Source organism: Streptomyces sp. bgisy130, from assembly GCF_057708345.1.
Map to the genome: position 1 here is coordinate 116,056 of NZ_JBYISA010000019.1, position 22,712 is coordinate 138,767.

Sequence of the window (22,712 nt, forward strand, 5' to 3'; positions counted from 1 at the left end):
GAACCACGAACGGACGAACCCAAACCCCCGACCGGCCAAGCCACGACCCGGCAACCCCCACCCCGCATACGTTCAACCCCGAATCCGAGGTAGCCGCTGTGAAGTTCGGTGTGTCGACCTTCCTCACCGACCAGGGCATCGCGCCCGCCGCGCTGGGGCGCGCCGTTGAGGAGCGGGGGCTCGACTCCCTGCTCATCGCCGAGCACACCCACATCCCGGTCGACCGCCGCTCGCCCTACCCGGGCGGCGGCGAGCTGCCGGGGATCTACTACCGCACCCTCGACCCGTTCGTCGCGCTCAGCGCGGCCGCCGCGGTGACCGAGCGGATTCTGCTGGGCACCGGCATCGCCCTGGTGGCCCAGCGGGACCCGCTCATCACGGCCAAGGAGGTGGCCTCGCTGGACCTCGTCTCCAATGGGCGGGCCGTCTTCGGGATCGGTGTCGGCTGGAACCGGGAGGAGATGGAGAACCACGGCACCGACCCCCGCACCCGCGGCCGACTCGTGGACGAGCGGCTGCGGGCCATGCGCGAGCTGTGGACACAGGACAAGGCCGAATTCCACGGGGAGTTCGTCGACTTCGACCCGGTCTGCTCCTGGCCGAAGCCGGTGCAGCGGCCACACCCGCCGGTCTACGTGGGCGGCGGCGAGGCGGCCTTCGACCGGGTGGCCGCCCTGGGTGACGCCTGGCTCGCCAACAGCCTGCCGCCCCAGGAACTGGGGCCGAAGATCGACCGGCTGCGCAGCATCGCGGGCCGGAACGTGCCGGTGACGGTCTACGCGGTGGCGAACGAGCCGGAGATCATCGAGCAGTACACACAGCTCGATGTGGAGCGCCTGCTGTTCTACCTTCCGACGTTGCCGGAGCCCGAGACCCTGTCGTATCTGGACCGGTTCTCGGACACCGCGGCCCGCTTCCGGTGAACGGCCGGGTGCCGCGGGGGCTGAACGGGCGGGTGCCGCGGCGTATGAACGGCTGGGTGCGGCAGTGCCGCGGATGACCGGCGGCCGGGCCCGGGAGTGCTTCGCCCGGGCGCGGATCGCCCGCCTCGCCACCGTCGACGAGACCGGCCGTCCGCATCTCGTTCCCGCGGTCTTCGCGCTGACCGGTGACACCCTGGTCTTCGCCGTGGACCACAAACCGAAGCGCTCGGTCCACCTCAAGCGGCTGGCCAACATCCGCGCCCACCCCGAGGTCTGTCTCCTCGTCGACGGCTATGACGAGGACTGGGACCGCCTGTGGTGGGCGCGCGCCGACGGCACGGCCACCACGCTGCCACCGGCCGAGCGGGCGGCGGCGTCCGCGCGTTACGTGGACCTGCTGACGCGCAAGTACCGGCAATACGCCGACCGCGCCCCGCACGGCCCCGTGGTGGAGATCCAGGTGGCCCGCTGGTCCGGCTGGCACGCCACCTGACTATGCAGGGCCGGCCCGGTGGGTCGGGGGGGAAGGCCCGCACCCACCGGACCGCACACCCACGGGTGTCAGGCGCCGACCACGCCGGACTTCGCGATGACGATCTTGGCCTTGGTGGCGCCGCCGTGCGAACCGAGCGACTCGATCTTCCGGACGAGGTCCATGCCCTCGGTGACCTCGCCGAACACGACGTGCTTGTTGTCGAGCCAGTCGGTCACGATGGTGGTGATGAAGAACTGCGAGCCGTTGCTGTTCGGGCCGGCGTTGGCCATCGAGAGCTGACCGGGCTTGGTGTGCTTGAGCTGGAAGTTCTCGTCCGCGAACTTCTCACCGTAGATGCTCTTGCCACCGGTCCCGTTGCCGGCGGTGAAGTCGCCTCCCTGGAGCATGAAGTCGGGGATCACGCGGTGGAAGCCGGATCCCTCGTAGCCGTAGCCGTTCTGGCCGGTGGCGAGCTCGCGGAAGTTCCTCGCGGTCTTGGGGACCACGTCGTCGAAGAGCGTGAAAACGATCCGGCCTGCCGGGTCGCCGTTGATGGTGATGTCGAAGAACACGTCGTTACTCATGACGGCAATCCTCACATCCGCCGATCTCGGGCCGACACCCAGCCCCGGTTTGCCGGTCACGGAGGGGAGCGTCCCCCTGCTCCGCCCCTCACGTCTTGATCATTTCAGCCCGATTCCTCCCCTCGGGCGGCACCGCCTCGCCCGGCAGTGCTCCGGCAGGCGAACCAGGGCAGGAAGAACTGGGTGACCGGGCCGACCGCGAGCGCGTACAGCACGGTGCCCACCCCCACGCTCCCACCGAGCAGCCGCCCCACCACCAGCACGGCGATCTCGATCAGGGTGCGGACCAGCCGGATCGAGCACCCGCTCACGGCGGACGCACCGGTCATCAGCCCGTCCCGGGGCCCGGGGCCGAAGCGCGCGCCGACGTAGACGGCGACGGACAGTCCATTCAGGACGACGCCACCGACGAGCAGCCCGGCCCGGGCGGGGAGCCCGAGGTGCTGGGGGAGGAGCCGCAGACCGAGGTCGGATGAGTACGCCAGCACGACAATGTTGGCGACGGTGCCGAGCGTCGGCCGCTGCTTGAGGGGAATCCACAACAGCAGCACCAGCACCCCCAGGACGGCGCTGATCGTGCCGAAGCTCAGCGCGGTGTGCTGCTCCAGCCCCTCGTAGAGAACGCTCCACGGGTTGACGCCCAACGACGCCCTGACCAGGACCGAGAGGCTGAAGCCGTACAGGGCGAGGCCGACCAGCAGTTGGGGAAGTCGGCGCAGCGGACGCTCACCGAAGGGGAGGTAGCTGAGCGGGGGCGGCGACGGCCGCGTACGGGAGATGAGCCGCGCGGACCCGACGGGGCGCCCACCCGGCACAGCACCCTCGACGCGCTCCTCGCCACGGCGCCGATGGTGACGGTCACGACGCTCCGTACGGTCCTGCTCCATACCGATCCCCTCCATGGGCCCGCTCCGGTCGGCCCACGCACGCCCGTTGCGCCGCGTGTGCCTCAAGGCCAATGCGGCGAGTCTGTAAGGTGATTGGCCTGGGAAACACGGCCAATCCGGGGAGGGTGGTATGGCGGACCCGCATCCGTTCCGGCCGGTGGACAGGGTGGATCGCACCCGACGGACCCTGGGGAGCCGGCAGCTGGCCGCGCTGCTGCCCGACCTGTCGGGGACCCGGCCGGCCTACCGCCACCTGGCCCGGGCGATGAGCGGACTCATCCTGGACGGCCGTATTGCGCTGCACGTCAAACTCCCCGCCGAACGGGAACTGGCCGCAGCCCTCCACACCAGCAGGGCCACCATCACCGCCGGGTACGACCTGCTCCGCGAGAGCGGCTACGCCCACAGCCGCCAGGGCTCCGGCACCTGGACGGCCCTGCCCGACGGCCGGGCTCCCAGCGGCATCACCCGTCTCCTCGGCCCCCAGGACACCGCGATCGACCTGGCCAGGGCCGCCCCCGGACTCCCGGAACAGACGCTCACCGAGGCGCTCGCCCGGATCGCCCCGCAGCTGGCCGAGCATGTCCACACTCCCGGCTACCACCCCTATGGCCTGCCGGACCTGCGCGCCGCCATCGCCGAACGCTTCACCCGGCGGGGACTGGCCACCGTGCCCGAACAGATCCTGGTGACCTCCGGCGCCCAGCACGCGCTCACCCTCGTCCTGGGGCTGCTGTGCCGGCCCGGTGACCGGGTCATGGTCGAGAACCCGTCCTACCCGAACGCCCTGGAGGCGATGCGCCGCGGCCGGCTGCGTACCGTGTCGGTCCCGGTGACCGACACCGGCTGGGACATCGAGATCATCGAATCGACCCTGCGTCAGGTGGTGCCTCAACTCGCCTACCTGATAGCGGACTTCCACAATCCGACCGGCTGCCTCATGCCCGGGGACAAGCGCGCCCGCGTCCTGACCGCCGCGCAACCGCTCCGGCACCTGGCTGGTCATCGACGAGACCCTGGCCGACCTCGCTCTCGACGTCCCCGCCCAGCCGCCCTTCGCCACCCACACCACACCCGACCGAACCGGCCAGGTCATCACCGTCGGCTCGATGAGCAAGACCCACTGGGGCGGCCTGCGCATCGGCTGGCTGCGCGCCCCCGCGCGGCTCGTCACCGAACTCGCCGGCCAGCGGGTCGCCACCGACATGGGCGGCTCGGTCCTGGACCAACTGCTGGCCCTCACCCTGCTGGCACGGGCCGATGACCTGCTGCCGCCCCGCCTGGAAGAGATGCGCCGCCGGCGCACCGCCCTGGCCGCCGCCCTCACCGCACACGTCCCGCAGTGGACCTGGCACCTGCCGCCCGGCGGCCTGTCGCTATGGGTCGACCTCGGCGAACCCGTCGCCTCGGCACTGGCCGAGCGGGCGCTGGACTATGGGGTCCGCATCGAGGGCGGCACCCACTTCGCCACCGACCCGGGCCTCTTCGAACAGCGCCTCCGTATCCCGTACACAGTGCCGCCCGACACCCTGCACGAGGCCGTACGCCGCATGGCCACCGCCCTCGCCGACGGCCTCCCGCACCCGCCCACCACCCGACAACAACCGCACTGGGTCGTCTGAGACGGACCGCTTGCGGCTTGCACCTCCCGTAAGCGGCTTGCACCTCCCGTAACGGGAGGTCCTACGGTCCGAGTCATGAAGATTGTTGTGCACGACACGGCGTCCACCATGCTCGACCTCCTCCAGTGTCCGCTGGAGGAACGGCCCGACGCCTTCCGGGAAATGCTCAGTCCGCTGAAGAGCGCGATGGCCGCGATGGGAGACATCGATCTGGTCCAGATGCACCAACAGGGCGTTGGTTTCCGCCTCGACCGTGAGGACCCGCGCTACGTGCCCGCCCTGCGTCAGATGCAGGACGCGGGGGTGTGGCACCGCATCGAGGAATCCCTCAACCTCGGATGGGAGCGGATCAGCGGTGCGGTGCCCGGCATCAAGCACGCGGAGACCGTGCATGTCGTCCTGGTGCTCGGCAACCCCGACGACCATCACCTGACGGTCCGCAGCGCCGGCTACTTCGGTGCGGGCGGGTTCCCGGGTGCGATCCACCTGACGATGTGGCCCACCGACACCGCCCTGAAGAAGATCGAGCACGCCGCCGTGCACGAGCTCCACCACAATGTGCGCTACGCGAATGTGGTCTGGGACCCGATGGCCGTCACGGTGGGGGAGCACGTCGTCGCCGAGGGCCTGGCTGAGGCATTCGTACGGGAGCTGGCCGGCGAAGAGGCCATGGGCCCCTGGTCGAGGGCGCTGACCGGCGCCGGACTGGACAGCGCCTACGAAAAGATCACCGCGGACATCGACGTGGCCGGGATGCAGCACCTGACCGCGTATGTACTGGGCGACGCCACCGCAGAGCTCCTGGGCCAACAGCCCGTGGGCCTGCCGGACTTCGCCGGTTACGCGGTCGGACTGCGCATCGTGGACGCCCACTTGGCAGCCTCCAGCCTGACCGCCGCCGAGAGCATCGCCCTGCCGGTGCGCGAGATCCTCACCAACGCGGGCGTACCGACCAGCGTGTAACGGGTCCGGCGGCATTCAGGGGGCCGGGGCGCCGGTGGCTTGTCCACGGCGCCCCGCCAAGCCCTTTACATGGGGCTGCGGCGGTCCCGGCCCCCGAAAGGGTTACCGGACGGAAACCTCAGATCTCGCGCAAACCTTGCAACTCAGCGTTGATTGGCCGGTCGAGCGGTGCCAGGGTTTCGGAAATCGCACGTCACCACACAGTGAATACCTGGAGGCCGTATGGCTGTCCGTCGTGCCGCTGTCGCCGCTGCATCTGCGGCTGCGCTCAGTCTTTCCCTGCTGGCCACCTCCTGCGGTGTCAACGGCACCGCGTCCGCCGCCGAAGCCAAGGACCGGCCACCGGCGAAGAAGGCCGTGGCCACCGGTAGCGGCGGCGCGGTGTCCAGCGTCAATCCGTACGCCTCCCGGGCCGGGATCGAGGTGCTGCGCAAGGGAGGCAACGCCGTGGACGCGGCGGTGGCAACTGCCGCCGCGCTGGGCGTAGTTGAGCCGTACTCCGCGGGCGTCGGGGGCGGCGGCTTCATGGTCTACTACGACGCCAAGGCCAAGAAGGTACGCACCATCGACGGCCGGGAGACCGCGCCGCACCGGATGCGCTCGGACTCCTTCCTCGACCCTTCGACCGGCAAGCCGCTCCCCACCGCTGAAGTGATCAACTCGGGCCTGTCGGTCGGCATCCCGGGCACGCCGGCGACATGGGACAAAGCGCTCAAGAACTGGGGCACGGTCCCGCTGGCGAAGGCGCTGAGCCCGGCCACCCGGATCGCCCGCGACGGCTTCGTGGTCAACGACGAGTTCCGTGCGCAGACGGAGATGAACGAGAAGCGCTTCCGCGACTTCAAGTCCACCACCGACCTGTTCCTGCCCAACGGCAAGCTTCCGGTGGTCGGCTCGCGCTTCCGCAACCCCGATCTCGCCCGGACGTACCGCCGGCTCGCCCGTGAAGGCGTCGGCGCGCTCTACCACGGGGACGTCGGGCGCGATGTGGTGCGGACCGTCCAGAAGCCGCCGATGGCTGCCGGCGCCTCGCACAAGGCCCGCCCCGGCCTCATGAAGGCGAAGGACCTCGCCGATTACCAGCCCCTGCACAGGGAGCCGACCCGGACCACGTATCACGGGCTGGACGTCTACTCCATGGCACCGTCCTCGTCCGGCGGCACCACCGTGGGCGAGGCGCTGAACATCCTGGAGAACTTCCACCTCTCGAAGGCCGACAAGACCCAGGCCCTGCACCACTACCTGGAGGCCAGCCGGATCTCCTTCGCCGACCGCAACCGCTGGGTGGGCGACCCGGCGTTCTCGGACGTGCCCACCAAGGAGCTGCTCGGCAAGGACTTCGCCAAGGACCGGTCCTGCCTGATCCGTTCCGACAAGGCGCTCACTAGCCCCGTCGCCCCCGCCGACCCACGCCACCCCGGCTCGGGCTGCGACCACAGGACCGGCAGCAAGCAGCCGCACGAAGGGCCCTCGACCACCCACCTGGTGACCGCGGACCGCTGGGGCAATGTCGTCTCCTACACCCTGACGATCGAGCAGACCGGTGGCTCGGCCATCACCGTCCCCGGCCGCGGATTCCTGCTCAACAACGAGCTGACCGACTTCGACTTCGCTCCCCTCACCAAGGGGACGCCGGACCCGAACCTCCCGGGCCCCGGCAAGCGCCCGCGCAGCAGCATGTCGCCGACGATCGTCCTGCGGGACGGCAAGCCGATGATCGCGGTGGGTTCACCGGGCGGTGCCACGATCATCACCACGGTGCTACAGACCCTGGTCAACCGCCTGGATCTCGGTATGCCGCTCCCGGCAGCGGTCGCCGCGCCGCGCCTCTCCCAGCGGAACCAGACCGCGACCGAAGCCGAACCGGCCTTCCTCTCCTCGCCCGAACGGAAGAAGCTGGACGGCATGGGCCACAAGTTCGTCCTCGCCCCGAAGGCCTTCACACCGTCACCGGAGATCGGGGCAGTGGCCGCCCTGGAATTCCTGCCGGACGGCAAGCTCACGGCGGTGGCCGAGCCCAAGCGCCGTGGCGGGGGATCGGCCATGGTGCTGAAGGAATCCCACTGAGGCCGGGCCTGCACAGGCCGCCCAATAAGGGCCCACGAATGCTGCACCACGAACGATGCCCGTCCAGTAGGGCAGTCCAGTAAGGCCGTCCAGTAAGGCCGTCCCCCTCCGGGGCCTGATCCGGAGGGGGACTGGTCTTTACGGCGCCGTCGCTTCGCGGAACTGCGGCCTTCACGGGGCCGTCACGGCGGGGAACTGCTATACGGTGCGCCGGGTTCGGTGTTTGTGATGCGGTCGGTGGAGGACGCGATGGGTGGACACGCGGGATCGGCGGGATCGGCGGGATCGGCGGGATCGACAGGATCGGCGGGATCGGCGGACCCGGGGGAGCTGCAACGGCGGCTGGGGCTGCCCGACGCCGTAATGATCGGCCTGGGGTCGATGATCGGCGCGGGGGTCTTCGCGGCCCTCGCCCCCGCCGCCGCGGCGGCGGGTTCCGCACTGCTGGTGGGGCTGGCGCTCGCGGCGGTGGTCGCCTTCTGCAACGCCACCTCCTCGGCCCGGCTCGCCGCCCGCTACCCGGCCTCCGGCGGCACCTATGTCTACGGCCGGGAGCGGCTCGGCGACTTCTGGGGCTACCTCGCGGGCTGGGCCTTCATCGTCGGCAAGACCGCCTCCTGCGCGGCGATGGCCCTGACCGTCGGTTCGTACGTGTGGCCCGCTCAGGCCCATGGGGTCGCCGTCGCGGCGGTGGTGGCGCTGACCGCCGTGAACTACGCCGGCGTGCAGAAGTCCGCCTGGCTCACCCGCACGATCGTGGCCGTGGTCCTCTCCGTACTCGCCGCCGTGGTGTTCGCTGCCCTCACCTCCGGCCAGGCGGATCCCGTACGGCTGGACATCGGGGACGATGCCTCCTTCACCGGCGTACTCCAGGCCGCGGGCCTGCTGTTCTTCGCCTTCGCCGGATACGCGCGCATCGCCACCCTCGGCGAGGAGGTCCGCGACCCCAGCCGGACGATTCCCCGCGCCGTCCCGCTCGCCCTGGGGATCACGCTCGTCGTCTACGCGGCGGTCGCCGTCGCCGCCCTGATGGTGCTGGGCCCGCAGCGGTTGGCGGAGGCCGCGGCCCCCCTGTCGGACGCCGTACGGGCCGCCGGCGCCGGCTGGCTGACGCCCGCCGTACGAGCCGGCGCCGCCATCGCTGCCCTCGGCTCGCTCCTCGCCCTGATCCTTGGCGTCTCCCGCACCACCCTGGCCATGGCCCGCGACCGGCACCTGCCGCACGCCCTGGCGGCGGTCCATCCCAAATTCAAGGTGCCCCATCGCGCCGAGCTCGTCGTCGGCGCCGTCGTGGCAGCACTCGCGGCGACGGCGGACGTCCGCGGGGCCATCGGCTTCTCCTCCTTCGGCGTACTGGCCTACTACGCCCTCGCCAACGCCTCCGCCTGGACACTTTCCCCCACCGAAGGCGGCCCACCGCGACTCATCCCGGCGGTCGGGCTGGCCGGTTGCCTCGCCCTGGCATTCGCTCTGCCACTGACCTCGGTGCTCTCGGGCACCGCGGTCCTGGCCTGCGGCGCCGCCGCGTACGGTGTCCGGCGCCTGCTCTCCGCCCGCAGGCACCGAGGCTCATGAGCAGGGGCGTCTCTGGCTCCACGTCTCCCGTCGGTCTTCAGCACAGGCTCAGCCGTGTGAAGGCCATGCCCTGAGCCTCGGCGATGATGTGCTCCAGCAGCTGGGAGGCGACTCCACTCCGCTGCCGCGTCGGCCTGGTACGCATCGACTTCAGCTCCGCATGACCCGCGTCCAGTCTCTTGATCGCGCCGCAGCCCACCAGACTGTCCCCGTCCGAGGCCGACCAGAAGGTGATGTCCGGCTTCCGGAGGCTGTCGAGGCCCAAGGCGTGCTTGCTCTCCAACGGCGTGCGGGACCGCATCTGTTGGACGTGTTCGTCGAGAAAATTGGCTATCTCCGGGCCGGAGAGATCGTCCACCACGATCTTCAACGTGCTCACTCTTTTTCCGCCTCTTCTTCCGCTCCTGCTTGTCATGGGGCGCCACGTCAAGGTGCTGTTCCGGAGACCCGGTGACCACAGAGATGGACGACTCGACCCTCTTCGACGCTGTGGCGGCACACCGTGGCGCCGCGCCGCCCGCATGACCTTCGGCTGCCGGACGGGCCGGGCCGCGTCGCGCCGTACCGCGATCGACCGTACCTGGCCGACGCCGCGCGTCCGATCGAATTCACCAGCCGGGCTGACACACACGGTCAGACCTCACCGCACCTGCTCAGCGGCTCCGTCCCCGCACCAAGGTGGGATGGGAGCTGATTGCTTAGCCCACCTGGCCCCATGGGGGTGGTGGAGACGGCGTTGACGGCACTTCGTCGTGCTTCCATCTCGCTATGGAGGTGATCACGTGATGACCGCAGACTCATCGCAGGAAAGCTATCCGCAGAGGGGTGCGCCGCGGCGGCGTGTGCTGGCCGCAGCTGCCCTGAGTCCGGTGCTGGCCGGTGCCGCAGCCCCCGCTCGTGCCCTGGCCGCCAGCACGGGCGAGGCGCAGAGCCGCCAGGTGGTCCAGCCGGTTCCCACCGCCTTGCCGGACTGGGAGGAGGTGGCCCGCGCGCTCAGGCGAAAAGGCGATATGAAGCGCGGGATGATGTATCACACAGCGCTGCCTCGCTACGACCTCCGGGTGCGCTCGCACCGGGTCGAAGTCAAACCGGCGCTCGCTCTCGGCTCGCATGTGTCCTTCGTCCGGTACGCCGACAAGAGCACGTTGTTGATGGGTGACGTGGTGGTCACCGAGCAGGAAATGCAGCCGTTCATCGATGTCCTGCACGAGCACAAGATCGGGCAGACCGCGATCCACAAGCACCTGCTGTCCCAGACTCCCGACATCTGGTGGATCCATCTCCATGCCCACGGCGACGACCCGGTGGCCCTGGCCCGCGGCCTGTGCGCGGCGTTCGACCGTACCGGTACCCCGCCCCCGCTGCCGTCGTCCAAGTGGGATTCCGGCGACCTGGACACCGCCGGCATCGACGCCGCGATGGGAGTCAAGGGCGTCGTCGACGACGGCATCTACAAGAGCGTCTTTGTCCGCCGCGAGACCATCACCGACGGACATCTGGTACTGCCACCGGGCCTGGGCTCTACCAGCGCGTTCAACTTCCAGCCGCTGGGTGACGGGTTGGCCGCGATCAGCGGTGACTGCGCCATGATCGCGAGTGAAGTCCAGGACGTCCTGGCGGCGCTGCGGCGTGGCGGGGCCCAGCTCGTCGAACTGCACAACCACGGCTTGACGGACGAACCCCGGCTGTTTTTCGTCCACTTCTGGGCCGTGGGCGACGGCGTCAGACTCGCCCGCGCCCTGCGCCCCGCGGTGACCGCCACCAACGTCGTGCCGGTCGGCTGACCCCGGGCGGGCAGTGGGCCCGCCCCCTCGGGTACCACCTCTGAGCCTCGCCCACCCCCGTCTACCTCACCGTCGGGTCCACCCGGAGCACCCCGTCTGCCTTCCGGAGGGGCCCGGCGCCAGCCGGTGCCGCATCGCGCCTCAAGAGCCTTGCCCCATGTCCTCGGCCAGCTCGTATTCCTCCTCCAGCACTTCGGTGACGTTCTCCCACAGGTCGGATTCCACGAGCGGGTCCAGCTGCTCGATCGCTGTGCGGAACTCCGCCAGCGCCTTCAGAGGTTCCGCCCCCTCGAAGCGCGGAGCGAACTGCGCAGCCAGTCCCAGAGCGCCCGCCAGCGTTTTGACGGAGGAGTGCGCCTCGCTCGCGTAACCTGCCGCGTGGTCCCAGCCGTTGGGGTCATAGAGATCGACGCATCCCACCACCCCGTCCACCATCAGTGAAAAGTCCTGGCACTTGCCGAACTCGAACGCGTACGAGCTGGGCGGCGAATTGTCGTCGGGGGTCCGCCGCCCGAACAGCTCGTCCGGGTCTTCGGCCCACGGACCCTCGGTCTTCAGCCTGCTCGAATCGAAGTCGATGAAGCCCAGGAACCCGTCGATCCGCACGGCGGGGAAGCCGACCGTGGTGAGAAACTCCCTCGTCCCCTCATGCTCCAGCCGCTCGGGCAGCTCCGCCTTTCCAGGCCGCCACAGAGACCCCACCCCGAAACAGGACTCCAGCCACTCCGTCGTGGGGTTCCTGGCTGCCGCCATCCACTCATTCATGCTCACGTGGCTCCCCCGGGCCTTTCTGCTGATGTGACACCCACAGTGAACCTCAAGGCACTGACAACCGAGCGGGCGTCAGGCACTCGGCGAGGGGCAGGTCTCCAGGCGCCAGATCACATCAATGCCCGTCTCACTCGGGGCCGCAGGCCCTTCCGGCAGCTTCACGCGCTCCACTTCGGTGAAACCCAAGCGCCGGGCGACGGCCCCACTGGCGGGGTTCGCCTCGTCATGATGGATCTCGATGCGATCGATGCCAGGCATCCGGCGCCCCGCATGCACCAGCGCGGCAGCGGCCATCGTGGCCAACCCCTGCCCCGTCCACGCAGGGTGGAGCCAGTAGCCGATATCCATTCCGCCCGGACCGATCCGGCGCATCAGACTGATGCTGCCGACCGCCACACCGTCCGTGGTGATCGCGTAGTGGTACGCCTGCCCCGAGGCCCACTCCTCCTGGGACCGGGCCAGAAAAGCTGCGCCCTGCTCCCGGTCATGACTGGCCGCGAAGGGCATCCAGGGAAGCAAGTGATCACGTGACTCGGTAATCAACTGGTGGAGGATATCGAGGTCTTGCCCAAGCCAACGGCGCAGTGCGACCTGATCCGAGCGGAGGGTTTCCGGGGGGTGCTCCATGGCCGAGATCCTTCATGGAGCCACGTCAGCTCGGCAACGTAATTACCGGAGCACCAGGAGAACGTCATTGCCAGGGATCAGAAGGGGACTGAGCCCGCAGCATGATTCAGCCGGTGGACGTTTCGGTGTCGCGTAGGCCGACACAATCCAGCGCCCAGAAGGTGTCGGAGTAGACGAGGGTGCCGGTCATCCAGGGTTCGTGTGCTGCCAGCCGGACGACTTGGAAGGCGGGAGGCGGGATGCGCAGGGAGGGGGAGCGGAAGCCGAGTGTGTCGGCGCGTTCGAAGCCGCGGTGTGCGTAGTAGTGCGGCGAGCCTTCGAGGAAGACCAGGGGCACCTGCCGGGCGTCGGCCGCTGCGAGGGCGTGCTCGATGAGCCGGGTGCCGATCCCCTGGTCCTGGAACTCCGGAAGCACTCCCAGTGGGGACAGCACCAGTACGTCCACGATCTGCCGCGGCGCGTCGAGCCGGCCGGCGCTCAGCAGCACATGCCCCACCACCTGCCCGTCGACCGTGGCGACGAACGACACCGGCGCCAGGGGCGCTCCCGCACTCCGAAGGGCGTCCGCGAGAGCCGGCACACGCTCCTCGCCCTCGAACGCGGCCAAGTGCAGCGCATGCACCGCCGGATGGTCGTCACTCCGCTCCTGACGGATCGTCAATCGGGTGTTCCGCGCCTCTGCATCAGTGTTGTCTGTGGTCACGGCCGCGAGCGTAGAGGCACCGCACCACCCATGCCATCGCATTCCGGCCCGCAGTCCGCGGTCGCCTATACAGGGGGAGAAGGAGGTCCGGACCTGGCCGACCGTATTCCTTCAGTTGCCTGCCGATGGGGGCAGTTGGCGGGAGGCGGCTGCGGTGGCCAGTCCGCGGACTTCGATGGTGACGCGGTCCCACGCGCATGCGGGGAATTCGTGGCCGACTCGCGGCAGGAGGACCAGGCGCGAGTCGCGGATTCGTGTGGCGATCGTCTTGCCGGCGCTGGGCTTGATGAGGGGGTCGTCCGCGCCGTGGAGGACGAGCGTGGGCCGGGTGATGGCGCTGATCGGCGGTCCGTGCCACTGGGCGCCGATCTGGCGGCTCTGCGCCTGCTGGTCGTGCATCCCGCGGTCGGCGTTGCGCTCGGCGGCCTCCCGGGCGGCCGGCTCGTCGAAGGTGCGGTGGGGCGAGGCGAGGAGGCGGGAGACGGCGATGCCGGCCGCGACGGCTCCGTCAGGGGTGTCGGGAAAACGCAAGCGGGCGAACTTCGCCAGGGTCCGCATGCGGATGTACCGCATGGTCCGCAGTCCCGAGATGTCGCCGGGGACGGCAGCCATGGAGGTGAGGGTGCGGACGCGGCCCGGGTGGCGCAGCGCCACGCGTTGTGCGACGGCTCCGCCGAGGGAGACGCCCAGCAGATGCGCCGACCGCCACCCCAGGGCGTTCATGACGGCGACGGCGTCATCCGCCATGTCCTCGGCCGTATACGCCGTCTCGCGCTTGGCGAAGAGCGCGGAGATCGGGGTGCGGGCGGGGGTGGGCGGCAGGTGGGTCGAGTCCCCGCTGTCGCGCTGGTCGTACCGGGCCACCGCGAAGCCCCGCGCGGCCAGCATCCGGCACAGCCCGTCCGGAATCCACCAACGGTTGACGCCCAGCCCCGTGGCCAGCAGAAGCGGCTCACCGTCGGTCCCCTCGGTCAGCGCATCGAAGGCCAGCCGCACCGCGCCGTTCTCGGCCCAGCGGACCGGGCTCCACAGGTTTTCCGGGGTCGAGGACATACGTACCTCCCGTAGCTGCGACCGTCATATAACTGCGACCGTTGTTCGCAGTTTAGGGTAGGGGAGACGCCAGGGGAACGGACGAAGGCAGGTGGGCGAGTGACTCAGGAGCCGGTGACGGTCTGGACGAGGGCCGAACGCGGTGCACGTGGCCCCCAGCCCGCACACAGCCGCGCGGACCTGACCGCGGTCGCCGTCGAGCTGGCGGACCGTGGCGGCCTGTCGGCGGTGTCCATGCGCCAGGTGGCCAAGGAGCTGGGCACCGGCCAGGCCTCCCTCTACCGCTATGTCACCGGCCGCGAGGACCTGCTCGACCTGATGACGGACGCGGTGGCGGGGGAGATCGACCTCGACGCCCCGCTCCAGGGTGATCCCGTTGCGGACCTGGTCTCCTTGGCGGCCCGGGCCAAGGCCGTCCATCTGCGGCACCCCTGGCTGCCCGACATCCCGCCGGAACCTCTGCGGCTGGGGCCGCGGAGCCTGGACTACCTCGAATGCGCGCTGCGGGCGATGGCGTCCGTACGGCTGCCGGGCCGGACCAAGATGGAAATCGTGGCCCTCATGAGTGCCCTGGTCGCGCAGTTCGCCCGGGCGGAGATCCAGGGCGGCCGCGCGACCACCGACCGCCAGACGGCGCAGGCCGCCTACCTGAGTCAGACGGCCTCCCAGGGAGATCATCCCCATGTCGCGGCCGCCATGGCCGATCAGCCCGGAGCTGGCCCCGCAGAGGATCCCCAGCAGCTGTTCGAGCGGACGATGCACCGGGTGCTCGCCGGGCTCGTCGTCGACGACACCACCGCAGGCGACATCGAGAGCGCAGCGACAAGAGAGGACGAGGACGTAGAAGAGGACGTAGAAGCAGAGCGCGAAGGCGGTGGACACACTCGGTGAGCCGGCTTCCCTGACCGAGGACGACGACAACCCCGGCGACCGCCGTGGCCACGCCGCCCAGGACGCGTACGACGCATTCGACACGTATTTCTCGGCGCCGCCCTGCCCTGGATCACCCGAGCGGTGTCGGCTGTATGGCTGCGGCGGCGGTGTCGTCGCGGACACGTCCGTCGTCAGGGGCATACCGAGAGGCATCATGGTCTGATGAGGGTGTTGCCGGTGTGGTCACGGGTGCGCCGTTGGGTTCCGGCCTTGGTGATCGCTCTTGCGGCGTTGGTGAATCTGCTGACGCCGGCCTCGGTGTCGTCCGCTCCACTGCTGGCCGTGGCGCCGGTGACGGCGGTTTCACTGTTCGGCCCGGCCGGGATCGTCGGTGTCGGCCTTTCGGCGATGCTGGTGGAGGCGGGTCTGGCCTTCCTCGGCGGCTCGTACGACTGGCAGGGGGACGCGGCCGTGCAGATCACGCTGGCGTCCGTCACCGCGCTGGCGGTCGGCCTGAACCGCTCCCTGCGCATGCAGCACGCGAGCGCCAGCCGGGCCCGGTACGCCGCGGAGATGGCCCAGCGGGCCGTGCTCCCCAGCCCGCCCAGCCGGCTGGGGGACCTTCGCATCGCCGCCCGCTATGTGCCGGCCGAGGACATGGCGCTGATCGGTGGCGATCTCTACGTGATGCAGGAGACCCCGTTCGGGGTGCGCGCCATGGTCGGCGACGTGCGAGGCAAGGGCCTGTCCGCCGTCACGGCCGTCAGTGTCGACATCGGTGTCTTCCGCTACGCCGCTGATCATGAACATGACCTTCCTGCCCTGGTGGCGTGCATGGAAGAGGCCCTGCTGCGTGAAAGCCAGCGCCGGGAGGGCCTGGACGCGACGGAGGGGTTCACCACCGCCCTGATCGTGCAGTTCGCCGACGATCTGAGCGAGGTCCATATCGTCAACCGTGGCCATCCCGCCCCTGTGCTGCTGCACGCGGACGGCCGGGCGCGCGTCCTGGAGCCGGTGGAAGAGGCGCCGCCCCTGGGCATCTCCGGCCTGGACGCCTGGGCCTCCCCGGTCGAGACGCACGCCTTCCCGCCCGGGGCGATGCTGCTGTGCTTCACCGACGGCGTCACCGAGGCGCGTGATCCTGCCGGTGTCTTCTACGACCCCGCGGTCCGGGTCCCGCACATGGTGCAGTCCTACCTGCGTCAGACGAGCCATTTCCCGGAGCCGTCGACGGTCCTCGACTTCCTGGCCCGCGACGTCAGCCGGCACAGCGGCGGTTCACCCCAGGACGATCAGGCCCTCCTCGCGCTGCACCGGCCGCTGCCGCAACAGGACCTCCTCACCCGGCCACGCCAGGCGTAGCCACAGGGCGCCCGATGAGGCTGAACGGACAAGGGTCCCTGCCTCACCCGAGGCAGGGACCCTTGTGCGTGGAGCGCCCGGCAGGCCTTGCACCTGCATTTCCCACCGGCTGGTGGGCGTCTTTCCTTGGACCACAGACGCGTGACTCCGAGTGGTGCGCCGGAGTTGCAACATGATCATACAGGGTTCGCGGGGTCGTAGCGCCACTCGCTCGTCCTCGGTATCCCGCACTCTCCGCTCCGTCAGGCCGACGCTCTCTCTTCTCCGGCAGCCCGGCATGGACGCCGAGGCCCCGGCCCACGCCAACTTCCCCTCACGCTCATGCCCTTGGGATGCTCCCGCCCCCCCACGTCCATGGCGGAAGTCCACACAAGCGTGTCCGATTGAGGTGTGCGATTGCCGGCTGTCTGGCTCGGGCATCCTCGCCTTGGCATATGCCGCAACGGTGCGCGAAGGAGACAACATGGAGTGGCAGAGCGAGGAGTTCGGGGCCTCCCATGAAGGGATGGCGGGGGCGGTTCTCGCCGATGGCAGCGAGCCCGGGCCGGTGTATCTGGACGCCGGCGGCGGCAGCCATATGCATGAGACCAAGCAGTGGTGGGCCTACAACGGCAGGTGGGGCAGACAGCGGGCGGACCACATGCGGGGATCGTGCTCATGCGGCTGGCGCGGCGCGCGCCACTATCCGATCGACTGGGATCAGTTGAACGACCGCCGCTACTACGACTACGACCCTCCTGGCCCGTACGAGGACTGGCAGGCGCACATCGATGAGGTGGAGTCCCGTTCGGTGCCGCTGCCCACTGAAGTGGCCGATCTGCTGGACCGGTTGGACGACCAGCTCACGGCTCTGGCCGACCAGGCGCCGCTGGCCGCGCTGAAGGCTGTGGCGTCTCTGGAGCGCACCACCGGCCGCGTCGGCCGCGAGGCCGCCTGCGCTGCCGAGGCGGATGAGGACTCGTGGGAAGCGATTGGCCAGGCGCTCGGCCTGACCGCGAAGGACGCCCGTTCGCGCCTCACCCGCTACTACCTCAGGCACTGAACTGCCGGGCCACGCCGACCCGAAAGCATCCGCGTCCGTTCCGCCGCGGACGGCCGTGCGACCGGATCTGGCTCGCACGGCCGCCCAGGTCAGCCCACCGTTCCCCGTCGCCCCGAAAGCAAGATCAGCACCCCTTGCCGCCTGCATGATCTCTATGCTGACGACATGTTCGATATACCTCTTTCGGCGCTTGAAGTCGCGATGGTCCAAACAGGCGCCCGAGCCGTGGATACCTTGCGCGACACCACGGCGTTCGCACAGGGAATGGAACGGCTGGGCTACCAACGGATCTGGTACGCCGAGCATCACCATTCGCCCGCGATCGGCGCGTTCCCGCCGGTGGTGCTGACCGCGCACGCTGCCGCTTCGACCTCGTCGATCCGTCTCGGTTCGGGCGGAGTGCTGGCGCCCAACCACGCACCCCTCACGCTGGCTGAGCAGTTCGGAACGCTGGCGGCCTTGCACCCGGACCGTATCGACCTGGGCATCGGCCGCGGCCCCGGCACCTTCGACGAGGCCATCGCACGGGCCCTGCGCCGTGGAGCCGGACCCGCGACGGACGCGGAGTACGAGGACGACGTGGCCGCGACGCTGTCCTTTCTGGTCGACGAGGTCGCCCTCGGCCCGCTGCCGGAGCCGTGGCTGCTGGCCTCCAGCCCCGCGGGTGCTGCTCTCGCCGCGCGACTGGGCCTGCCGGTCGCTGTCGCACACCACATCCGGCCGGACAACACCCAAGCGGTGCTGGAGCGTTACCGGGCGGAGTTCACCCCGTCGCGCTGGTGCGAGCGGCCCCGGGTGCTGTTGTGCGTGGAGACGGTGTGCGCCGAGACGGCAGAAGAGGCGGCGTGGCGCGTCGGCCCGATGGACGTCGTCAAGGCCGGGCTCCTGAAGGGGCTGAGCGAGATCCCCTTCCCCACGCCCGCGGAGGCGGCCGCCCACCCCTTCACGGAGGAGGAGCGACGCGCACTGGCCGGCTTCCGTGCACAACAGGCCGTCGGGACGCCGGAGACCGTCATACGCCGCCTCACGGAACTGGCCGGCGAGACCGGAGCAGACGAACTGATGCTGACCACACCGGTCTACGACCTCGGTGACCGCATGCGTTCGTACGAGCTCATCAAGAAGTACTCCGGGGCCACGGCAGCATCCTAGGAATCGGGGGTGGGGCAGCGCCGGTGTCCTTGCCGCTTGCTCAGCTGACGTGCCCTGCCTTCCCGGTTGAGGCGACTGCCGGAGTCGCTTCTGCGTGCCGCCGGAGTGGCCCCCATCTCCTCGGCCGTACCCACGAGAATGGGCAGCGTTTGACACCAGGACGGACGGCACTCAGGAACTCTGGCGGGCAGGGAGTGTTCACGAGGTCGGACAGCGCTGAGCCTTCAGGTAGTACTCACGTGGGACGGTCTGCGTGACGCGCCACAGTCGCCGGGGGAGGCCGCCTTCCTCGAACGCGGCGACCTCATCCAGAGTCCAGCTTTCGGCGAGGGCGTTGACCAGATCGCGAGGGAAGAAGTGGACGGCGAAGCCACCGTGCTCCCAGATGTCGTCTCCGTGTCCGGTGCCGGCGCCGTAGTGGACGTCTCCGGTGTGGCGGACGGTGTAGACGAAGGAACCACCCGGCCGCAGTACCCGTCGCACCTCGGCGACCAGGGCGTGGACCTCCTGCGTGGACAGCGCCATGCAGAGCAGCATGTGCGCGAACACGGCATCCACCGAAGCGTCCGCGAACGGCAGAGGCTCGCGAACGTCATGAACCGCCGTAGTGACCCGCCCGGCCACGCCCTGCGCCGCGGCGGCCGCACGCAGCTGTTCCAGACCCACCGGGCTGAAGTCGGTGGCCATCACGGAGAAACCCTCGCGGCCGAAGTACAGCGCATCACGGCCATGGCCGGCACCCAGCTCAAGCACCTCGCGGGCCCCGGCGGCCCGGAAGACAGCAGCGGCATGAACCGCAGGCTCGGACGGCTCCTCGCCATACATGCCGGGATGCTCGCCATAGGTCTGCTGCCAGTGAGCACGCTGAACCTCGGCCAGCTCCTCCTCCGACTCCGACATGCTGACGCCTTCCTCACCGGGCCGGCATCGAACAACCGGCCCACGTCCAGCCACCCTAGAGGGACGTCATGGCGTCCCACCGACCGTCCGCTGCGCCGAAGACCGCCAGTGCTGACGATTCTCGTGAACATCGACTTCGGCCCGAACCGGGTGCCTCCCGAAGTGCAGAAAAACGGCTGCCGGAACTCGTGAACAAAGCCACCGGACGGGGGCACTGGCGTCAGCCCTCGTTTATGGCGTGCTGTGGGTCAGCTGGGTGCGGATCTGGTCGATTGCTTCGAGGGCTGACAGGTCGGTGAGGCCCTCGGCCAGGGGTAGGTGTTGAGTGCAGAACCATTCGGCGTTTTCGGGGTGCCCGGTCCAGTCGTCGGGATAGCCGACGGTGGAGCGGAAGTACACGACGGTGCACGTGTCGGAGGAGGTGTTGCGCTTCCCGGTTGCCGACATTGCGCAGGCTATGCACTCCGGGGGCATCACGGGCGGGCCTCTCACTCGCTTCGGAACTGAACGAGCATGGTAAAGGCGATGGTTGGAGCACCACAGTCCTCTCCTGGATGGGGCTCAGTGTGCTCCCCGACTCACCGGCTGACTCTGCGGCAAAGTCGAGAGTCAGTCCTCGTACTCGTCTGTTTCCCGCGCCAGCCGCTGGTCGAGGTCGCCCGCCCACTGTTGGGGACACGGTCACTGACCTGCCCTGAACCGGCCGGTGAGCTGCGCCGCTCAGCGGCCACCCGCAGCCGGCAGCGAGCTGGCGCAGGGCGTCGTGTTCGCCCCGGTCGATAGTCAGGGACCAGCGGAGCTTGGTGCCCACCCAGTCGGCCAGATACGTACACCGGGTCGTGGCGGCTGGCGGCATCCACTCGGACGACGCCATTGTGGCCGGTTCCTCGCCGGGACCGGCCACGCTGTCTATGTGCCTGGCGTCGCGTGCCAGCGCCTGAGGCCGCTGTGCGTCCGCTCCGGAGTTCTACTGAACTCGGCCGCAGCCGTCGTCTTTCCCGTCGAAGATGTTGCAGACCCGGAAGCGGACATCCAGCACGTACTTGAAGTCCAGTGAGACGGTGCGCGTTTGCCCGCGAAGTACCAACGCAAGGGGATGCCAGCCCCATGAGGGACGGGTGGCGTCGTAGTACTGAAGTTGTCCGGCCCAGTCACGCCCGCAGTTGGCCGGATGGTTGACGAGCGTCGCGCTACCCCAGGTGTTGTACGTGCCTCCGCCGGCCTCAGCCCAGCCGTAGGTGCCTGTCAGCTGCGGGTCATGTAAGTGCTGCTGGATGAAGGCTTGGATGCGTAGAACGAGGCTGCGCCGGCGGGTCTCCGGTGTGAGGGAGTTGTCGGCGTCGAGGGCTTGTGAGAAGAGGGCTGAGAGGAGGTCGGTCATGATCAGCCCGAGCCGGGGGCCGTCGGTGGGTTTGTAGGAGCTGGAGTCTGCCGCCAGCTGGGTGAGGAGCTTGGCGATCAGGGCGCCGTAGCCCTCCTTCGCAGACAGCTGAAGCGTCGTCAGCTTGCTGATTTCGTTCGGGGGTACTGACAGCAGTGCTTTGGGGACCTCCACCCCCACGCCCGTGTGCGGGCGCGAGAGGTCGCCTCCGCGGACGTCGACGGGCTGTGAGGTGTCCAGGACGCACAGGTGGGACGGATCGTAGGCGGCCTCGTGCTCACGTGAGGTGACGCGCAGTGTGCCGCGCAGGGGGAGTGAGATGTGTACGCCCTCGGGATCGGACTGCCTGATGAGTTTGGGGGTCCGTCGGAAGCACACCGGTTGGAAAGTCGTCGGCCATACCGATACGTCACCGAGCGTCAGTAGGCGCTGGGAGGCACGGAAGTCTTCCCGGTGGTCACTGAGCAGCTGCAGGGGGGCATGTGTCCGCCCCATGAGTTCACTGAAGCATTCGAATCGTTCCGCTGCGGGTACATCCTCGCTCCGGAACAGTGTCTCCGGCAGCACCTCATGCCTCCCCCGTGCATCGTGGCTGTATCGATGTTCCCCTCGCTGATGCGGCTGGTGCAGGAGAATTCTGGACATTCATACGCACTGTGCCGTGGCATCGCCGGCCCCGCTGGCTGCCGGTGCGAGGCCTCGTCCACGGTTTCAGCCACCACACGCCGATCACCGTCCCGGCGGTAGGCGGCACGGCCGCCGTCCCCTCACCAGCCTCTCCTGCGTACCGAAAGCCCTTGTGCCCGGCCGGCGGACGAGCCGATCCCGCTGCGGAGGCCTGTACGACCCCTGGCGCGGGGGCTTCTGCCGCTGGCGACCGTGTTCACCAGCGGGCCGGGCCCACCGCGGCGTTCCACCGCACCGAGCGGCGGGTCAGCAGTCCGCCGTTCGGCAGCCCGGCGGGGCGGGCCCGGCAGTGCACACATTGCCCGGTAAGGGTGCACTCATTGCTAAAGACCGGTGGGAGCAAGGCTCCTAAAGTCAGTTCGCGGAAAACAGTACGAAGGATTGCCGCCGGCAGTACCTGGGGGGCGGCGCGGACGAGAACACACGTCATACGGGGGACTCATGACGGTACGTCAGAGACCGAACGAGCCAGACGGGAAACCTCAAGAAGGCCACCCCGGCCTTCTGCATGAGGGCGCCTCAGCTGGGGCACCCGGGCCGACCTGACCCGGGGCCGATGACGCCATCGGCGCAACCCGCCACGCTGAAGGCCATGGCAAGCCTTATCGCGCCCTCCTGAGTGTCACCGGGCCGCGGGCCAATGGCCAATGGGCACACCATGCGCCGCAATCCCCGGCTCAGCGGCAGCGACACAGCACCCGGACACCGTCCACGGATCAGCCTGCGAGCCGGAGCCGCCAGGTGCTACGAGCTGTCAACGGCAGCCGCGACAGGCCGATCAGGTCAGCCAGTGGACAGACCAATCCTCACCACCATCCGAGAACTAGCCAAAGGACATATCTCATGCGTATCCGTCACATAGCCGCTGCGAGTACCGCCGCCGCCGCACTCACCCTCGGTGTCGCACTGCCGGCCTTCGCCGGCGACACCCAGACGCCCGCCGAGCAGTCCCACACGGTGGCCGCCCACGACACCTCCGACCTCGGGGCGCTCGCGGCAAAGCGGAAGGTCAAGGTCTACCAGGACGCCAAGTACAAGAACCGGAACACGACCTTCACCGAGAACATGCGCAACCTGAAGAAGGACGGCTGGAACGACACCATCAGCTCCGCCATCAACCAGGGCAAGTGCACGGTCACGTTCTACCAGCACAAGGCATACGAGGGCGCCCGCTTCTCCCTGGCCAAGGGCGAGCGGGAGCCCCACTTCGGCGACCACCCCCACATGAGCGACGCGACGAGCTCCATCAAGTTCCGCTGCTGACAGCGGGCCGTATCAGCA

Annotated in this window: 21 protein-coding genes and 2 pseudogenes; 13 read left to right on the forward strand and 10 right to left on the reverse strand. The window is 69.3% G+C overall.

Annotated elements, in window-relative coordinates:
* Positions 1-98 precede the first annotated feature (98 nt).
* Together AC3EUV_RS23710 and AC3EUV_RS23715 are read left to right on the forward strand one after the other, a co-directional pair.
* Entirely contained in the window at positions 99-923 is an 825-nt protein-coding gene (locus tag AC3EUV_RS23710; protein WP_435603844.1) for an LLM class F420-dependent oxidoreductase, read from the forward strand.
* Positions 924-987: 64 nt separating this feature from the next.
* Positions 988-1,416 carry a TIGR03668 family PPOX class F420-dependent oxidoreductase gene (locus AC3EUV_RS23715; RefSeq protein ID WP_432142507.1) on the forward strand — a complete coding sequence of 143 codons (429 nt, stop codon included), beginning with the start codon at positions 988-990 and terminating at the stop codon, positions 1,414-1,416.
* A gap of 68 nt (positions 1,417-1,484) precedes the next feature.
* Here AC3EUV_RS23715 and AC3EUV_RS23720 read toward each other — a convergent pair whose 3' ends face one another.
* Both AC3EUV_RS23720 and yczE read right to left on the reverse strand, forming a co-directional pair.
* A complete protein-coding gene (locus tag AC3EUV_RS23720; protein ID WP_432142508.1) occupies positions 1,485-1,982 on the reverse strand; it encodes a peptidylprolyl isomerase in 498 nt (165 codons plus the stop codon).
* Positions 1,983-2,086: 104 nt separating this feature from the next.
* Complete coding sequence (gene yczE / locus AC3EUV_RS23725; protein WP_435603845.1) at positions 2,087-2,884, reverse strand: membrane protein YczE; 798 nt, start codon at positions 2,882-2,884, stop codon at positions 2,087-2,089.
* Positions 2,885-3,134: 250 nt separating this feature from the next.
* On the opposite strand from yczE, the pseudogene AC3EUV_RS23730 reads away from it, so the two are divergent.
* From AC3EUV_RS23730 to AC3EUV_RS23750, 5 genes and pseudogenes are all read left to right on the forward strand, one after another.
* Positions 3,135-3,779 (forward strand): annotated as a pseudogene (locus AC3EUV_RS23730) (aminotransferase class I/II-fold pyridoxal phosphate-dependent enzyme); the annotation flags it as partial.
* 106 nt (positions 3,780-3,885) lie between these two features.
* Positions 3,886-4,491, forward strand: coding sequence for an aminotransferase class I/II-fold pyridoxal phosphate-dependent enzyme (locus tag AC3EUV_RS23735; RefSeq protein WP_435603864.1), 606 nt, complete (start codon positions 3,886-3,888; stop codon positions 4,489-4,491).
* A gap of 75 nt (positions 4,492-4,566) precedes the next feature.
* Positions 4,567-5,454 (forward strand): DUF2268 domain-containing putative Zn-dependent protease, encoded by an 888-nt coding sequence (locus AC3EUV_RS23740; protein ID WP_435603846.1) that lies wholly within the window; start codon positions 4,567-4,569, stop codon positions 5,452-5,454.
* Between the two features lie 222 nt (positions 5,455-5,676).
* Entirely contained in the window at positions 5,677-7,521 is a 1,845-nt protein-coding gene (gene ggt / locus AC3EUV_RS23745; protein ID WP_435603847.1) for a gamma-glutamyltransferase, read from the forward strand.
* 249 nt (positions 7,522-7,770) lie between these two features.
* Entirely contained in the window at positions 7,771-9,096 is a 1,326-nt protein-coding gene (locus AC3EUV_RS23750) for an APC family permease (RefSeq protein ID WP_435603848.1), read from the forward strand.
* Positions 9,097-9,139: 43 nt separating this feature from the next.
* Here AC3EUV_RS23750 and AC3EUV_RS23755 read toward each other — a convergent pair.
* Positions 9,140-9,466: pseudogene (locus AC3EUV_RS23755) on the reverse strand (GNAT family N-acetyltransferase); the annotation flags it as partial.
* Between the two features lie 415 nt (positions 9,467-9,881).
* Here AC3EUV_RS23755 and AC3EUV_RS23760 point away from each other — a divergent pair.
* Entirely contained in the window at positions 9,882-10,880 is a 999-nt protein-coding gene (locus tag AC3EUV_RS23760) for a DUF1259 domain-containing protein (RefSeq protein ID WP_432142514.1), read from the forward strand.
* Positions 10,881-11,021: 141 nt separating this feature from the next.
* On the opposite strand, the gene AC3EUV_RS23765 is transcribed toward AC3EUV_RS23760, so the two are convergent.
* From AC3EUV_RS23765 to AC3EUV_RS23780, 4 genes are all read right to left on the reverse strand, one after another.
* Positions 11,022-11,645 carry an SUKH-4 family immunity protein gene (locus AC3EUV_RS23765; RefSeq protein WP_432142569.1) on the reverse strand — a complete coding sequence of 208 codons (624 nt, stop codon included), beginning with the start codon at positions 11,643-11,645 and terminating at the stop codon, positions 11,022-11,024.
* 78 nt (positions 11,646-11,723) lie between these two features.
* On the reverse strand, positions 11,724-12,278 hold the full coding sequence (locus AC3EUV_RS23770; protein WP_432142515.1) for a GNAT family N-acetyltransferase: 555 nt from the start codon (positions 12,276-12,278) through the stop codon (positions 11,724-11,726).
* Between the two features lie 106 nt (positions 12,279-12,384).
* On the reverse strand, positions 12,385-12,981 hold the full coding sequence (locus AC3EUV_RS23775; RefSeq protein ID WP_435603849.1) for a GNAT family N-acetyltransferase: 597 nt from the start codon (positions 12,979-12,981) through the stop codon (positions 12,385-12,387).
* A 111-nt stretch (positions 12,982-13,092) separates the two neighbouring features.
* On the reverse strand, positions 13,093-14,034 hold the full coding sequence (locus AC3EUV_RS23780; RefSeq protein ID WP_435603850.1) for an alpha/beta fold hydrolase: 942 nt from the start codon (positions 14,032-14,034) through the stop codon (positions 13,093-13,095).
* 99 nt (positions 14,035-14,133) lie between these two features.
* On the opposite strand from AC3EUV_RS23780, the gene AC3EUV_RS23785 reads away from it, so the two are divergent.
* From AC3EUV_RS23785 to AC3EUV_RS23800, 4 genes are all read left to right on the forward strand, one after another.
* Positions 14,134-14,925, forward strand: a complete 792-nt coding sequence (locus AC3EUV_RS23785; RefSeq protein ID WP_432142518.1) for a TetR/AcrR family transcriptional regulator — start codon at positions 14,134-14,136, stop codon at positions 14,923-14,925.
* 255 nt (positions 14,926-15,180) lie between these two features.
* Positions 15,181-16,269, forward strand: a complete 1,089-nt coding sequence (locus AC3EUV_RS23790; protein WP_432142570.1) for a PP2C family protein-serine/threonine phosphatase — start codon at positions 15,181-15,183, stop codon at positions 16,267-16,269.
* Positions 16,270-16,732: 463 nt separating this feature from the next.
* The gene (locus AC3EUV_RS23795; protein WP_432142519.1) at positions 16,733-17,311 is read left to right on the forward strand and encodes a hypothetical protein; all 579 of its coding nucleotides are present in this window, start codon (positions 16,733-16,735) and stop codon (positions 17,309-17,311) included.
* A 165-nt stretch (positions 17,312-17,476) separates the two neighbouring features.
* A complete protein-coding gene (locus AC3EUV_RS23800; protein ID WP_435603851.1) occupies positions 17,477-18,463 on the forward strand; it encodes an LLM class flavin-dependent oxidoreductase in 987 nt (328 codons plus the stop codon).
* A gap of 198 nt (positions 18,464-18,661) precedes the next feature.
* Here AC3EUV_RS23800 and AC3EUV_RS23805 read toward each other — a convergent pair whose 3' ends face one another.
* The 3 genes from AC3EUV_RS23805 to AC3EUV_RS23815 form a co-directional block, all read right to left on the reverse strand.
* Positions 18,662-19,363, reverse strand: a complete 702-nt coding sequence (locus AC3EUV_RS23805; RefSeq protein WP_435603852.1) for a class I SAM-dependent methyltransferase — start codon at positions 19,361-19,363, stop codon at positions 18,662-18,664.
* A 231-nt stretch (positions 19,364-19,594) separates the two neighbouring features.
* Positions 19,595-19,810, reverse strand: a complete 216-nt coding sequence (locus tag AC3EUV_RS23810; protein WP_435603853.1) for a hypothetical protein — start codon at positions 19,808-19,810, stop codon at positions 19,595-19,597.
* A 520-nt stretch (positions 19,811-20,330) separates the two neighbouring features.
* Positions 20,331-21,311, reverse strand: a complete 981-nt coding sequence (locus AC3EUV_RS23815) for a cupin domain-containing protein (protein WP_435603854.1) — start codon at positions 21,309-21,311, stop codon at positions 20,331-20,333.
* A 963-nt stretch (positions 21,312-22,274) separates the two neighbouring features.
* Between AC3EUV_RS23815 and AC3EUV_RS23820 the strand changes: the two genes are divergently transcribed.
* Positions 22,275-22,694 carry a peptidase inhibitor family I36 protein gene (locus tag AC3EUV_RS23820; protein ID WP_432142525.1) on the forward strand — a complete coding sequence of 140 codons (420 nt, stop codon included), beginning with the start codon at positions 22,275-22,277 and terminating at the stop codon, positions 22,692-22,694.
* The last annotated feature ends 18 nt before the right edge of the window (positions 22,695-22,712 follow it).

What these genes read in the sequence shown, in the direction of transcription:
- AC3EUV_RS23720 (WP_432142508.1), bottom strand. Translation starts at nt 1,982, where the DNA reads ATGAGTAACGACGTGTTCTTCGACATCACCATCAACGGCGACCCGGCA.
- yczE (WP_435603845.1), bottom strand. Translation starts at nt 2,884, where the DNA reads ATGGAGGGGATCGGTATGGAGCAGGACCGTACGGAGCGTCGTGACCGT.
- AC3EUV_RS23740 (WP_435603846.1), top strand. Translation starts at nt 4,567, where the DNA reads ATGAAGATTGTTGTGCACGACACGGCGTCCACCATGCTCGACCTCCTC.
- ggt (WP_435603847.1), top strand. Translation starts at nt 5,677, where the DNA reads ATGGCTGTCCGTCGTGCCGCTGTCGCCGCTGCATCTGCGGCTGCGCTC.
- AC3EUV_RS23750 (WP_435603848.1), top strand. Translation starts at nt 7,771, where the DNA reads ATGGGTGGACACGCGGGATCGGCGGGATCGGCGGGATCGGCGGGATCG.
- AC3EUV_RS23760 (WP_432142514.1), top strand. Translation starts at nt 9,882, where the DNA reads ATGACCGCAGACTCATCGCAGGAAAGCTATCCGCAGAGGGGTGCGCCG.
- AC3EUV_RS23765 (WP_432142569.1), bottom strand. Translation starts at nt 11,645, where the DNA reads ATGAATGAGTGGATGGCGGCAGCCAGGAACCCCACGACGGAGTGGCTG.
- AC3EUV_RS23770 (WP_432142515.1), bottom strand. Translation starts at nt 12,278, where the DNA reads ATGGAGCACCCCCCGGAAACCCTCCGCTCGGATCAGGTCGCACTGCGC.
- AC3EUV_RS23780 (WP_435603850.1), bottom strand. Translation starts at nt 14,034, where the DNA reads ATGTCCTCGACCCCGGAAAACCTGTGGAGCCCGGTCCGCTGGGCCGAG.
- AC3EUV_RS23795 (WP_432142519.1), top strand. Translation starts at nt 16,733, where the DNA reads ATGGAGTGGCAGAGCGAGGAGTTCGGGGCCTCCCATGAAGGGATGGCG.
- AC3EUV_RS23800 (WP_435603851.1), top strand. Translation starts at nt 17,477, where the DNA reads ATGTTCGATATACCTCTTTCGGCGCTTGAAGTCGCGATGGTCCAAACA.
- AC3EUV_RS23805 (WP_435603852.1), bottom strand. Translation starts at nt 19,363, where the DNA reads ATGTCGGAGTCGGAGGAGGAGCTGGCCGAGGTTCAGCGTGCTCACTGG.
- AC3EUV_RS23810 (WP_435603853.1), bottom strand. Translation starts at nt 19,810, where the DNA reads ATGTCGGCAACCGGGAAGCGCAACACCTCCTCCGACACGTGCACCGTC.
- AC3EUV_RS23820 (WP_432142525.1), top strand. Translation starts at nt 22,275, where the DNA reads ATGCGTATCCGTCACATAGCCGCTGCGAGTACCGCCGCCGCCGCACTC.